This window comes from Colwellia sp. KS18-150 (assembly GCF_057551365.1).
The window spans coordinates 200,775-214,565 of record NZ_BAAJMC010000004.1 but is presented as its reverse complement, the minus strand read 5'-3'; the positions used below and the strand labels follow the sequence as shown (position 1 = coordinate 214,565).

At 36.4% G+C, this 13,791-nt stretch carries 16 protein-coding genes and 1 tRNA gene; 9 read left to right on the top strand and 8 right to left on the bottom strand.

The features are described from left to right. Positions 1-7: 7 nt before the first annotated feature. The 6 genes from AC27IF_RS08410 to AC27IF_RS08385 form a co-directional block, all read right to left on the bottom strand. Entirely contained in the window at positions 8-1,063 is a 1,056-nt protein-coding gene (locus tag AC27IF_RS08410) for a methionine synthase (protein WP_487053700.1), read from the bottom strand. 73 nt (positions 1,064-1,136) lie between these two features. After that, positions 1,137-2,114, bottom strand: coding sequence for a DUF1852 domain-containing protein (locus AC27IF_RS08405; RefSeq protein WP_487053605.1), 978 nt, complete (start codon positions 2,112-2,114; stop codon positions 1,137-1,139). Between the two features lie 540 nt (positions 2,115-2,654). Then, on the bottom strand, positions 2,655-3,359 hold the full coding sequence (locus tag AC27IF_RS08400) for a hypothetical protein (RefSeq protein ID WP_487053603.1): 705 nt from the start codon (positions 3,357-3,359) through the stop codon (positions 2,655-2,657). 206 nt (positions 3,360-3,565) lie between these two features. Further along, positions 3,566-3,907 (bottom strand): hypothetical protein, encoded by a 342-nt coding sequence (locus AC27IF_RS08395; protein WP_487053601.1) that lies wholly within the window; start codon positions 3,905-3,907, stop codon positions 3,566-3,568. 20 nt (positions 3,908-3,927) lie between these two features. Then, positions 3,928-4,806 carry a hypothetical protein gene (locus AC27IF_RS08390; RefSeq protein WP_487053599.1) on the bottom strand — a complete coding sequence of 293 codons (879 nt, stop codon included), beginning with the start codon at positions 4,804-4,806 and terminating at the stop codon, positions 3,928-3,930. A 423-nt stretch (positions 4,807-5,229) separates the two neighbouring features. Then, a tRNA-Ser gene (locus AC27IF_RS08385) sits at positions 5,230-5,320 on the bottom strand. A gap of 154 nt (positions 5,321-5,474) precedes the next feature. On the opposite strand from AC27IF_RS08385, the gene AC27IF_RS08380 reads away from it, so the two are divergent. The 8 genes from AC27IF_RS08380 (at position 5,475) to AC27IF_RS08345 (ending at position 9,578) form a co-directional block, all read left to right on the top strand. Further along, positions 5,475-6,059 (top strand): DNA-3-methyladenine glycosylase I, encoded by a 585-nt coding sequence (locus tag AC27IF_RS08380; protein WP_487053598.1) that lies wholly within the window; start codon positions 5,475-5,477, stop codon positions 6,057-6,059. Between the two features lie 243 nt (positions 6,060-6,302). Then, on the top strand, positions 6,303-6,971 hold the full coding sequence (locus tag AC27IF_RS08375; protein ID WP_487053597.1) for a Bax inhibitor-1/YccA family protein: 669 nt from the start codon (positions 6,303-6,305) through the stop codon (positions 6,969-6,971). A 160-nt stretch (positions 6,972-7,131) separates the two neighbouring features. After that, positions 7,132-7,503, top strand: coding sequence for a sulfurtransferase complex subunit TusD (tusD, locus tag AC27IF_RS08370; protein WP_487053595.1), 372 nt, complete (start codon positions 7,132-7,134; stop codon positions 7,501-7,503). Beyond that, positions 7,503-7,877, top strand: coding sequence for a sulfurtransferase complex subunit TusC (gene tusC / locus AC27IF_RS08365; protein ID WP_487053594.1), 375 nt, complete (start codon positions 7,503-7,505; stop codon positions 7,875-7,877). Before tusD ends, tusC begins: the two co-directional genes overlap by 1 nt. Positions 7,878-7,890: 13 nt before the next feature. Further along, positions 7,891-8,190 (top strand): sulfurtransferase complex subunit TusB, encoded by a 300-nt coding sequence (gene tusB, locus AC27IF_RS08360; RefSeq protein ID WP_487053593.1) that lies wholly within the window; start codon positions 7,891-7,893, stop codon positions 8,188-8,190. Continuing rightward, on the top strand, positions 8,181-8,519 hold the full coding sequence (locus tag AC27IF_RS08355) for a TusE/DsrC/DsvC family sulfur relay protein (RefSeq protein WP_487053591.1): 339 nt from the start codon (positions 8,181-8,183) through the stop codon (positions 8,517-8,519). Before tusB ends, AC27IF_RS08355 begins: the two co-directional genes overlap by 10 nt. A 152-nt stretch (positions 8,520-8,671) precedes the next feature. Further along, positions 8,672-9,028: a hypothetical protein gene (locus tag AC27IF_RS08350; protein ID WP_487053590.1), complete on the top strand. Its 357-nt coding sequence runs from the start codon at positions 8,672-8,674 to the stop codon at positions 9,026-9,028. Position 9,029: 1 nt separating this feature from the next. Continuing rightward, positions 9,030-9,578 (top strand): hypothetical protein, encoded by a 549-nt coding sequence (locus tag AC27IF_RS08345; protein WP_487053589.1) that lies wholly within the window; start codon positions 9,030-9,032, stop codon positions 9,576-9,578. Between the two features lie 22 nt (positions 9,579-9,600). Here AC27IF_RS08345 and AC27IF_RS08340 read toward each other — a convergent pair whose 3' ends face one another. Beyond that, complete coding sequence (locus tag AC27IF_RS08340; protein WP_487053588.1) at positions 9,601-10,998, bottom strand: MipA/OmpV family protein; 1,398 nt, start codon at positions 10,996-10,998, stop codon at positions 9,601-9,603. A 122-nt stretch (positions 10,999-11,120) separates the two neighbouring features. Between AC27IF_RS08340 and AC27IF_RS08335 the strand changes: the two genes are divergently transcribed. Continuing rightward, a complete protein-coding gene (locus AC27IF_RS08335; RefSeq protein ID WP_487053586.1) occupies positions 11,121-12,095 on the top strand; it encodes a lipid A deacylase LpxR family protein in 975 nt (324 codons plus the stop codon). 67 nt (positions 12,096-12,162) lie between these two features. Here the strand turns inward: AC27IF_RS08335 and AC27IF_RS08330 are convergent, their stop codons facing one another. After that, positions 12,163-13,614 (bottom strand): glyceraldehyde-3-phosphate dehydrogenase, encoded by a 1,452-nt coding sequence (locus AC27IF_RS08330; protein WP_487053584.1) that lies wholly within the window; start codon positions 13,612-13,614, stop codon positions 12,163-12,165. Positions 13,615-13,791 lie beyond the last annotated feature (177 nt).

The following is a 13,791-nucleotide window of genomic DNA, read 5'->3' as shown; positions in this document are numbered from 1 at the left end:
ACTACTTCTAATTTTCATTACTGCTGGAAAGCTCTTTTCGCACTATTTCTGCGCCAGCACTTAAGGCACTTAATTTGCCCCTTGCAACATGACGAGATAAAGGAGCCATACCACAATTGGTACAAGGATATAACTTGTCAGCATCAACATACTTAAGTGCTTCTCGTAAGGTGTTGGCGACTTCCTCAGGTGTTTCTATGGTATCGCTTGCAACATCAATGGCACCTACCATGACTTTTTTACCGCGAATAAGCTCAAGTAATTCGATTGGCACATGAGAGTTGTGACACTCTAGCGAGATGATATCGATATTCGACTTTTGCAGTTTAGGAAAAGCTTCTTCGTATTGACGCCACTCAGTGCCTAAGGTTTTTTTCCAATCGGTGTTGGCTTTGATGCCATAGCCATAACAAATATGTACAGCCGTTTCACATTTAAGTCCAGCAATTGCTCTTTCTAAACAAGCAATTCCCCACTCATTAACCTCATCAAAAAACACATTAAAAGCAGGCTCATCAAATTGGATAATATCAACACCCGCAGCTTCTAACTCTTTGGCTTCTTGATTAAGAATTTTAGCAAATTCCCAAGCAAGTTTTTCTCGGCTTTGGTAATAGTCATCATAAAGCGTATCTATCATCGTCATAGGACCTGGCAAAGCCCACTTTATAGGTTTATTAGTTTGCTTACGCAACAGTTTGGCATCTTCAACAAAAACGGGTTTTGTGCGAGAAACAGCGCCAACCACAGTAGGTACACTTGCATCGTAGCGATCGCGAATTTTAACGGTTTTACGTTGTTCAAAATCAACGCCGCTCAGGTACTCAATAAATGTAGTTACAAAATGCTGACGAGTTTGTTCGCCATCACTGACAATATCAATACCTGCTTGTTGTTGCTCTTGCAACGACACGAGTAATGCATCGTGTTTGCCATCAATTAATTCTTCACCTTGTAATTTCCACGGTGACCATAACGCTTCAGGCTGTGCAAGCCACGATGGTTTAGGCAAACTGCCTGCCGTTGATGTAGGTAAAAGTTGTTTTGGAGTCAATGTTTTCATAATACCTTTGTTCATAACATGATTGTTCATAATACGTTTCTTCAGAATAAATACAGCTCTGCTTTTGAGTTTATTAAAAAGCGTAATTAGCAGACCACTGCTCAAGTACAGTTTGGTAAGGTTTGATAAAGTGCTCTTCTGCAAATTTTCCCTGCTTAATAGCTAACTTACTGCGCTCTTCTCGATCATAAACAATTTGAGTTAATGAATGATCTTGGTTTTTCAAATTCGGTTGATAGCAATTACCGGCAACGGCATTAGCATTATAAATTTCAGGTCGATAAATCTTTTGAAATGTTTCCATCGTGCTGATGGTACTTATCAGCTCAAGATTACTGTAATCATTAAGTAAATCACCAAAGAAATAAAAGGCCAAAGGCGCTACGCTTTTAGGTGGCATAAAATAACGCACTTGCAAGCCCATCTTTTTAAAATACTGCTCAGTTAACGAAGACTCATTAGGGTGATATTCATAACCCAACAAAGGGTGTTGATTGCCAGTACGATGATAAGTTTTGTTATCCGAAACACTCAAACAAATAACCGGTGTTTTCTTAAAGTGCTCTTTATAGGTAGTTGAATTAACAAAATACTGAAAGAGCTTTCCGTGAAGATCACCAAAAGTCTCTGGAATGCTAAAACTACTTTGACCTTTATTATGATCAGAAAGTAAAACACTAAAGTCATAATCTCGCACATAAGAAGAAAAGTTATTGCCAACAATACCCTCAATGCGCTCGTTAGTTTGATGATCAACAATAGTAGTTTTTAACACTTCAATTGACGGAAAGGCCTCACCACTGTTTTCTATCGCCATATCAACGGAAATGATTTCAAGCTCAACAGAATAACGATCACCTTTAGGGTTATCCCAATAAGCTAAAGCATTAAAACTGTTATCGATCATCTTCAACGCGTTGCGCAAATTCTGCTGCCTACTCTCTCCCCTCGCTAAATTTGCAAAGTTGGTAGTAATACGTGTGCTTTCTGATGGATGATAGTTTTCATTAAGACGAATGTTCTTAATACTAAAGGTAAAATCTTTATTCATGATGATGTGATATCCAATTTCGGTAACTAAGCCTGAATGTATGTTTGTTCTTTCATAGGGCAATTTTGCCTAACGTTGAAAGCTAGGTGTATTTATACGTGGTTCATTCTATGAAAAAAATTGATATTACTTCATTGATACATGAGCAATACTCATGGTTCGTTTTTCAGAGTAAGTTTTGAAGTAAAGTTTGGGGCTGTTTCAGTCTGACTGTGAGAGAAATATTTGATCTGACCCAGAACGAAAAAACCCGCTAACTCTTTCGAATTAGCGGGTTTATCTAAATGTGGCGGTGATGAATGGAACGAGTATTGGCACTGGCTTAATTCAATTAACTCACCGTTAATTTAAGTATTATAAAAGCTAAAGCGTACACATTAAACAGTCAATATAATAACTAAAGAGTGTTTACTAAGCAGGTGGCTACGCTATATATTTTGGATATCAACAAATAATATCGATGACCTTTTATATTTACTTATACCACATTAGAGACATTGGCATTTAACCTGTTATGTTGATTTAGATTAAAATTTGTATTTATAGCGCTCTATCAGCCAGCGATTTAGCGGTCGGCTGTATTGGTTTTTTAAGCATTTTGCGATTATCTTTAAGGCCAGAGTTTACTGCTGCCAAGATACATATAATTAGGAGCACGGAAGAAATATAGATGTAATAGCTTTTAAAATAACTAAAACTCCCTTTCTCAAAAAACTCATATCCACCAAATTTTGACATAATTACTTTTGGCACAATTATAAATAATGGCAGGAATATTGAAGCAAATATAATCCACCATGTATAAATAGCAGGATCTTTAAGGCCATACCACAACCATATACCAATAGGCATCAAGACTCCAATGACCAAGTAAGGAATTAAATTAGGTTTAATCTCATTCCCGTATTTTTCACTAATCTTACGGAACGCTACTTTTTGGCCCATTGCCTGAACACGCATCCCAATAGAAGTACAAATAGATGAAACTGTTGCAACGTGTATTTCTAGTTCGGTGTAGTTCAAACCGATATGCGATGAAAGATAAGTTATCGGTTCAACGAAAATCGAATGATAAAACCTCAACCCATCAAATATTAATCCTTTCCACGCTACGATTTTTCCAGACAGTTCCGCCATAGAACTTAGAAGAAGAAAGAAGCCCATAACCATTACAATTCTGGTTAATGTGTTCCCATCTTTAAAGGAGCTTTTGAGCTCATTCAATTCTTTATTTAAATCTATCATTAATAATTCACTGATTAAGAAGTAGTCTCATTCAGACTAAAAGGACTATAATACGCACCAAGAAGTCCTTAGCGGTTACCTGTTTTTAGTTGGTCATTGATTACGTTCTAAAGTAATTGAATCCACAATTTAAGACATTTTATGATCATCAATCGCATTTAGAAATTCTTCTCTTGTATCATACAGATCTATATTTTGTAAAAGCGTCATGTAAAAAAATAAACAAATTTCATAAACTCTTCTATTATTTCAGTATCTTCTGAATTTTTACCGTGATGCAAATAATTAGACCTTAGCGCATAAACTGATCTGGTTGTCTTAATTAGATTCTTTCTATCAATTAAATTTCCCTGACTAAAAATAGCCATCCTTTCAGCTAGATTTTGTTGGATAGGTTCATTAGCATTCTTAAGTAAAAAACTCTCCAAAGAAGAAAGCATAAAAACTAATTTATCGAGGGGATCGGCAGTGAATGCAGCTTTTGAATATAGCATTAAAGAATTTAATGCCGACTCTTTAAAATTATTTAATTGATTAGTAGTTATCAATTTGGATACTTTTTCTATACCTAGTTCTTTAGTTTCTCGACTTCTATTTTAGATAAAAGCCAAGGTTCCATTGATGCTGTATCTAACATCTGGCTACTAAAAACTGGAGCTTCCTCTCCCAAACCAATAAATGATGTTACTGATTTAATATTTTCGAGTCCTTTAATTTGACTCATACATCTTATATCTGGGATTATTGTCGCTCTTGAGAATATAGCTAAAACAGAAACAACTTTTTTAGCTTCTTCTAAAGCTACATCTGAAGCATAATCAGGCTCAGCTTCAACGCTTGTAACTACACAAGCTAACCCTTGATACTCTTTTCTAAATTTTGTGATTATCTCATTAGGCAAAGCACTCGTCGATTGCATTTCATCAAAATATTCTTTTTTTATAGTGCGTATTTCAGAGCTACATATCTTAAATGATTCCACAACATGTAAATTTGAAATTGGAGTGAAAAAGGTGAAGTTATTAATATTTAAAAGTGCTTTTTCGATAAAAAAAGTTATGAAATTTAAATCATGCTTTTTTTTAAATCTATCTTTTATCCATTCAAAGAGATTTTGTTCAATAAAAGAAATGCTCAGTTTATCTCGGCATAACGGATTTGACTGAATTGTTTCTGCTAATTTATTTACTTTTTTATAATTATCAATAGTAAATTTTTCACCATTAAAGCTAAATAGACGCTCTACTATGTTTCCTTTATGATCACACTTTGAAGGTTCAATATCACCTATGATATTACTCTCATCAAATGAAGCTGACACATACCTTTCTGAAAAAACCTTGCTAGTTGCAGATGGAATATGGGGTGTAGGTTGAACCAATTGAAGTAATTCAGAGGCTTTGCTATTGAAATTATTCGTAGCAGAGGGGTGAAACTGAATATTCATATACGTCCTTGGAAAAATAAATACATATCCCTATATTACAAATAATATAAGCTAACAATAAACCAACTTAAAATTTAAATCTTACTATGTCAACAAAGCCACTATCAGGTTTCTATGCAATAGAATAACATCCATGGAGCCAATGGATTAGAAAATATATGGCAAATATTTTTAAGCTAACGTCTCCAATGCGCACAAAGTGCTCCTTAATAATGTTTTAATTAATTGGTAATTTCATAGTAAATCACAAAAAGTAGAAAGCAAAAAGCCGCTAACTCTTTCGAATTAGCGGCTTTTCTATATGTGGCGATAAATCCAGATTTGAACTCTACTGTAGGTATTACGCTACAACCCCCTCACTTAACACTCAAATATTGAATAGCAAAAAGCCGCTACAATAAATTGCAGCGGCTTTTCTATATGTGGCGGTGAGATAGAGATTTGAACTCTAGAAGGGCTACAAACCCTTGCCGGTTTTCAAGACCGGTGCTTTCGACCACTCAGCCATCTCACCTGAAGTTAACAAGTAGCTTGTAAAACAATGCTTGCTTGAGAACGAGGCGAATATTAAAGTGTCCCTTCTTACTTGTAAAGGCTTAATTAGCAATTAATAATCGTTTGCTAAAAAAATAGCCAGTTTGGCTCCAATTCAGGCAAAAGGATTAAAAATGCCCACTAAAGATGAAGAAATATGCCGCTGTCCTTGGCTAGATACAACTAAACCTGACTACGTTGCTTATCATGATAATGAATGGGGTGTTCCCGTGCATGATGATAAGACCATGTTTGAATTTCTAGTATTAGAATCTGCACAGGCGGGCTTAAGTTGGTACACCATACTTAAAAAGCGTGAGGGTTATCGTAAACTTTTTGCCGACTTTGAAGTCACTGAGGTAGCTAAGTTTACTGATGATGACGTTGAGCGTTTAATGGTTGATGCTTCAATTATTCGTAATCGTCTTAAAATTGAAGCGGCGATTAACAACGCTAAGCGCTTTATTGAGATACAAAATGAATTTGGTAGTTTTTGTAAATTTATCTGGGCGTATGTAGATAACAAAACCATTGTGAATAGTATCGACACTATCGGCGATTATGTTGCCACCTCAGCTATCAGTGACGCTTTAGCGAAAGATTTAAAAAAGCGTGGTTTTAAGTTTTTAGGATCCACAACGCTTTATTCTCATCTGCAAGCAACCGGGTTAATAAACGACCACTTAAATGCTTGTTATAAAAAATCGATAACTAAATAATGCACTACCCAATACTTAACCACATGTTTTATCAGAATAATAAACAGTTTAGACCTGTTACATAAGGAAACAATTATTCGCGTAATATCAATGCTAACATGCTAGTAATTTAAAAAAACGCATGCCATAATATGTCAAAAGAGCATAAGTTAAGTTTTATAAAACTTGAACTTTAACGAAATGCCCTTATCTTAGTAATTATAAAAACTACAGTATTTAGAATTAAACCTTAAAGGAAGTTTTATGCAATCTAATATGAGTTATCAATCAGCGAGTCAAAGCTCTGCTATCGAAATAAATAAAGTGTTGAAAAACACTTACATGTTACTCTCGATGACCCTAGCATTTAGTGCCGTTACTGCGGGCATATCAATGGCAATGAACTTGTCACATATTACAGCATTGGTGATGATGTTAGTTGCTTTTGGTTTAATGTTCGTCGTGAATAAAAAAGCAGATTCTGCAAGTGGTGTATTTTGGATTTTTGGTTTCACCGGCTTAATGGGTGCTTCTCTTGGTCCAATGCTTAATGTTTACGCAGCAATGCCTGGCGGTCCTGCAATGATAATGCAAGCACTTGGTGGCACAGCATTAATCTTTTTCGCTTTATCTGGCTATGCTTTAACCACTAAAAAAGACTTCTCATTTATGGGTGGTTTTTTAATGACAGGTTTGATTGTTGTGTTAGTAGCAAGTTTAGCTAACATGTTCTTTCAAATCCCTGCTCTTTCATTAGCCGTTAGTGCTGCAGTGATTATGGTAATGTCTGGCTTAATCTTATTCGATACTAGCCGTATTATTAATGGTGGCGAGCGTAACTATATTCGCGCAACTATTTCTTTGTACTTGAACATATATAATATTTTTGTTCATTTACTACATTTACTTGGCGTATTTGGCGGTGATGATTAATTTCATCCGTTGCCAATAGTGATTAAAGTGAATTCTTAAGTTTTATAACTTTATATTTATCACTATCCATTTATAATAAAGCCTCGCATTAGCGGGGCTTTTTTTATGCCTGCTGTTTTGCCAACTAATTTAAAGCACACAGTTTTGAGAAATCGTGACAATGTCAGATAAAACACTTGCTGTGGTAATTACCACACCACCTTATAGCAATTTAACAATCACAGCGCTCAATTATATTGAGACTGCTCTAAAGAGCGGTATTAAGCTAGTAGGAGTGTTTTTCTATCAAGATGGTGTTCTTAACGCCAATGATAAGGTGTACATTGCCAGTGACGAGTTTCAAACCATCAAACATTGGCAAACGTTACATGACACATACCAACTCCCCTTACATTTGTGTATTACTGCTGCTGAAAAGCGCGGTATGAGTGATGAAGCTGATAATAGTGTATTGCATACGGCATTTACCGTTTCAGGCTTAGGTGAGCTGGTAGAGCTATCAACTCGCGCAGATCGTGTGGTGCAATTTTAATGAGCAGTATTTCAAGCAACAATTCTTTAGCGCTAATTAACAGTAAAGCCCCTTTTGCTAATACTGCCGGTAAAGACTCATTAGATATTGCCTTAATTTTTGGCTCATTTGAGCAAGACGTAGCGCTGTTTTTTCAAGGTGATGGTGTCTATCAATTAATGCAAGGTCAACAAGGTGAGATAATTTCGGTAAAAGATTATTTAAAAACCTTTGCCGCTTTTGAGTTTTATGACATTGAAGATGTATATGTTTGCCAAGAATCCCTCAAAGAGCGTGGATTAAATAACACTTTTCACATCGAACCTGTGCAAGTGTTACCGGCACAAGAGTTTGCTATTAAATTAGCATCATATAAAACTATATTAAGATTTTAATAAAAGAGACATTATGACCACCTTGCATATTGTTAGACAAAGCGCCTTTTCCAGTAATGATTTTGCACAATGCCTGCAGGTAATCCAAAACGGCGATTGCCTCGTATTTTCTGACGATGGTTGTTATTGTTTGACCCATTCATTAATTAACCAAGTCTGTGAGCATGTGCAGCTAAAAGTTATCAGTGAGCATGCTAGCGCTCGAGCCATTGACCTAACTAAGTTATTAACTAACAATCAGACTACAGCTATTTTCATGCAAGATTTAGTTGAGTTAACTTTTCAAGCAGATAGAGTGATCACATGGCAATAAGTTTTGATTTCAACGGCCAGACAATAGCAACAGATAAACTCGGTTATTTACTCGATTATACACAGTGGCAAGAAGATATGGCGTTAGTGATGGCAGAGCTTGATGATTTCGAATTGACTCCTGCTCATTGGGAAGTCATAAAGTTTGTCCGTGAGTTTTATTTAACTTACAACACCTCACCTGCAATTAGAGCCTTAACAAAAGCAATGAAAGCAGAGTTAGGTGAAGAGAAAGCCAGTAGTCGATATTTATTTCGTTTGTTTCCAGATGGGCCCGCTAAACAAGCCACTAAATATGCTGGTTTACCAAAGCCCAAACGTTGTTTATAGCTTACTATGATGATTAATATGGTAAATGTCAGTTGTAACCCTGAGTAAATACCATTATGTTAACTATTGTAAATATTCATATATAGCAACAAGTTACATAAATATATAAATTACGCGTTACCAAAAACACAGCCAATTAGGTAAAAATTAATATGCAAAAAATAGCGTTTATCATTTTATGTCTTTTTCTTCAAACAGGCTGTGTTAACTTTACCAGTGAGTCTGGCGTAGAGAACTTATGGCGTCAACAACAGAGCTTTGAAAATGGTCAAACAACCAATTCACAAGTGTTAAAAGCTTTAGGGCCGCCATCGCAAATATTAGCCGTTGGACCAAACACTATTTATTATTATCTTAAAGAAGAAGTTACTCGCCAAGGGGTATTGTTATTAATTTATAATAACTCCACAGAAACCGTTACTTTTGATCGCGCAATCTTTATTTTTAATAAACAAGGTATTTTAGAAGACTTTTCCTACTCGAAACGACCTGAAAATAACGAAAGTTAATATGCCGTTTAAAATACTATCACTAGTATTAATCTTTTTATTACCTGCCTGCTCTATTGTTGAGCGTCAGTATGGTGATCAGCACCCTGAGCTCAACGATCAACAACAATTACCTAAAACCTACCACGACGTACTAGATTTTATGGGCGCACCTGATTCTATTGCAGTACTCAATGACGCTTATATATTTGCCTTCCACAGTGTTTATATTTATGAGCCACAGTTTGGCATGAATATCCCCTATTATGACTTGTTAAAGTTTAATTTAGGCACAGCAACCGCCAAGCATAACTATCACTTTTACGCTTTTGATTTTGATGGCAACTGTATTAACTTAAGTCAATTTAGTTGGCATAATGCGCTCGGGAATGGTTCAACCATAGGGCTGATTTTTGTTACAGAAGAAACGGTTGATTTAAGTAACTTTAAAGTCGCTAAAGAAGCGAGCTTATGGGGTAAAAACCTTCTAATAAATAAAGAACTAGCAGAGTTCGATTTTGAAGAAATAATTCTAGGAAAACGGCTAGATTTACTCGGGCAACGTTTTTAAATCATTAAACTGCCCGTGAGTCTTAATGATGACACTGTACGTACAGTGTATTCACGTTACTACCGCCATTTACATTACCAAAAAAGTCAGAGCTAGCGAAGATACCAGAGCGATGGTGAACCGACCAACCAAGGTAACATTCTTTTAATTTAGGTTGTTTGATGATATCACCAATACTAACGTCCCAACTCCAATCTAAATAGTTTAAAAACTTAGACGCGGAGCGGTTTTTACCTTCAACATGTTCACGCTCTACATAGGGCACTTTAGCCGCATAAGATACTCCTTCAGCGAGACCTAGACGTGTTTTAACAATATGAGACCAAGGAAATTTCGAAAAGTACGCTTTAAAGCCAAGTACGTACTCATTAAAATCACTTTGTAGACCTTTTTCAAAACGTCTGACATAGCCACCTGTTACATAAGCTTCTAACGGTAACCACATAAAATTATCAGCAATTTTTTTACCAACAAAGACACTTGCTAAACCTGTGCCCCGCTCTTCTGGCTCAAACATGTCTTGAAAGCGCATTAATTTATTGAAGGTGGTTTCTGTATGTTTACCTGCTGCAACACGCCAATACCACTCACCTTTAGTTAAATCTCGTGTAATACTGCCACTGGTATAAGGATCATCTTGAAAGTCATTAAACTCATAACGGTAACTTGCAAAGCTAGTGAATTGACCATTATCTGCGACGATGGGGCTATTAATTTTAGTAGAATCTAATTCTGAATATTGCATATTAAAAGCAACATAATGATGTTGGGCTAATCGATAACTCATATCGATACCATAACGCCACTCAATAGCGCTATCAGTTTCATAACTTGGGCGGTTTTCAGTGACTTCAGAAGGGTTAACACCAAAATAGTAATTCGTTAAATCTTGATCTTCATACGTTACTCCTAACCAAGGACGAAGTCGAAAGTTACCATATTTAAATAACTTGCCCCACTTTAGCTCTGCATCCCAACCATGAGACGCACCGCTGATATCTGCACCGAGATCAAAAGTGAAATTACCATATTCTGTCAGCCGTGTAATAGCAAAACGGCCATCTACGCCATCATCCCTATCGATTCCCTCAAGCTCTTCACTATCATCACCGTTAAAGCCAGCAAAGCGATAAGCCGCATAAGTGCCAATAAACCAATCATCATTGGTATATAAGTGGAAACCAGCACGTGTACCATCAATAAAGAACCGCTCACCGTTGTAGGTTATTAAGGGTAAAAAATCATCTATTTCATCTTGACCGATATAAGGGAACGTACCATTTCTTACCCCCATTCCTAAAGACCAGTTGCCATCGCCTGGCTCTAAGTGTAATTGGCTAACATCTCTGGCAGCAAAGGAATAATGACTGAAAAGGTAAACCACAAGTAACGATGTCGAAAGCGTGATTTTAGATAACATAAAAAACTCTATAATTTTTAAAGCGGTATAAAAACAAATTAACACATAAAAAACCTTGTAACTTGCCACCTTTAAGCATGAAACTAAAGGTTAATTTATTCATATTAATGAGACATTTTGCCATGCGTTGTTCGTTATTTATTTGTCTTTTAAGTGCCCATCATTATGTCGCTGCTGGTCAATGGACAATCCAGCTAGAAAATGACGTCACCTTTTATGAAGATGGTAATTATACTAATGGTTTATTAGCTAGCTGGCAAAGTGAATATATAGAAAAAGATAATAAGAACGCTAGTTTACCTTACATTGCCCATTGGCAAAGCCAACTTCTTTTTGCTAATGAAGGCGGCGAGAATAATTGGGGTGTGAAATTAGCACAACGAATGTGGACTCCTGACGAAATAAAAATTGATATACCGCAGCCATTTGATCGCCCCTATGCTGGTGTTTTAGAGCTAGAGCTTCATACTGCGCAATATTCACAAAATTCAGCCTCTAAAAACTGGTTAAGTATTGGCGTAATTGGCCCTGTCGCAGGCGCTGAAAATTTACAAAGTCTATTTCACTCAACAACAGGTGCATCATCACCCAATGGTTGGCAGTATCAAGTAGAAAACCAAGTTTTGATAACCTACGCCTATGAAATGGAACGATTGCTCTACCGCAGTACAAATCAAGCACAGCGCCAGTGGCAATTAAGCGGGTTTGGCTACGGGGCTTTAAGTACATTACGTAGTGAGGTAAACACAGGTTTAATGTTAAGTTGGGGAACAAACCTCGCTAAAAGCTTTGGCAGGCAAAGTAATCATTATGGTCAAGTGAGTAACATAACTTCGTTAACGTCATCTTATGACTACAGTATTTTTGCCAGGGCTGATATTGGTTATCGATTTAATGACTTAACCATTAGTGGCGATCTTCCCTATCAATCCGATGTAGAGCTTAAGCACGCACAAGCCGTTCTAAAATTAGGCACTCAATTAGTGCTACCAAAATTTTCAGTATTATGGAGTGTTAACGCCTATACGGCTGACTATCAAAATGATCCTGACTCTTGGCATGGCTATGGCTCTTTAAGCTTGAGCTGGCAATTTTAAGCCCATAAAAAAAGCATTTATCATAGTGATAAATGCTTTTCTATAACCTTGCTGCTATTCCATCAATTTACTTTAGTGGGATAGTCGGTACGGTAATGCCTGCCATTTCAAGCATGACACGAACCACTTGGCAGCTATAGCCAAATTCATTGTCATACCAAACGTAAAGTACAGCACGGTCTTCATCAACAATAGTCGCTTGAGAGTCAACAACTCCCGCATAACGAGAGCCAACAAGATCCGTCGATACTATTTCAGAAGAAGCAGTGTAATCAATTTGATTTTGCAACTCAGAATTTAATGAAATATTGCGTAAATAATCATTTAACGCTTTTTTATCAGTCGCTTCTTTCAAGTTCAAGTTCATGATCGCCATTGATACATTTGGCGTAGGTACACGAATCGCATTACCCGTTAACAGGCCTTTCAATTCTGGTAAAGCTTTAGAAACCGCTTTAGCAGCACCCGTTGTACTGATAACCATATTTAAAGGAGCACTGCGTCCACGACGTGGAGCCTTGTGATAGTTATCAATTAGGTTTTGATCATTGGTATATGAATGAACCGTTTCAACGTGACCATTTTTGATACCAAACTTATCATTAATTGCTTTTAGTACCGGCGTAATCGCGTTCGTTGTACAACTAGCAGCAGAGACAATAGTATCAGCAGCTTGGATCATATCTTGGTTAACACCATAAACGATGTTCTTGATATCACCTTTAGCAGGTGCTGTAAGTAGAACTTTTGCGACACCATTTGATTTAAGGTGTTGCCCTAGTCCATCTTCATCAGTCCAAATACCTGTGTTATCAACCACAACAGCGTTGTTAATGCCGTGCGCAGTGTAATCAACATCTGCTGGGGAATTAGCATAAATAACTTTTATGAAAGCACCATTGGCTTTGATAACATTATTTTCTTTATCAATAGTAATACTGCCGTTAAAAGCACCATGTACTGAATCACGACGCAATAAACTGGCACGTTTTTCAAGATCATCGCCACCTTTACTTGGGCGTAAAACAATCGCTCGTAAGTTAAGTTTGGCATTAGGGCCTGTTTGCTCAATTAATAATCTTGCTAATAAGCGGCCTATACGACCAAATCCATATAAAACGATGTCTTGGCTTTGCGAGTCTTTATGCGCTTCATTAATTGAAGTTAATTCTTTTTCTAAATATTGTTTAATAGACAAATCATTAGATTGGCCTTTAAATAAATAACGATAAGCAAGCTTACCAACATCGATACGTGCTGGAGCAAGCTCTAACTTACTTAGTGCTTCAACAAAAGGATAGCTTTCACGTAAACGTAGCTTAGTCTCTTCATGTAAAGCGACTGATTTGTGCGCTTTAATAATATCAATAGGAGAAGCGTTAAGTAATGGGCGACCATATACAGATATTTCTATTCCTTTATTTCTAAATAGCTGACCTATGATAGGTTGCATATTTTCAGCGAATGTCTGGCGTTCTTGCCAACTTATTTGATATTCTTCCTCAAGATGAGACGTCATTATTTAAACCTTTTATTTCAGTCAATTAAACGGTAGTTTACTATAATCATATTAGCCTACTAATTTATAAAACAAAACTCGACTATAGTGATAGATTATTTCGCGCACATTGTAATGCAAGATGTAATGTTTCGCCATAGATTACAACTTTATTTATGAACTATTATCAATCTATTT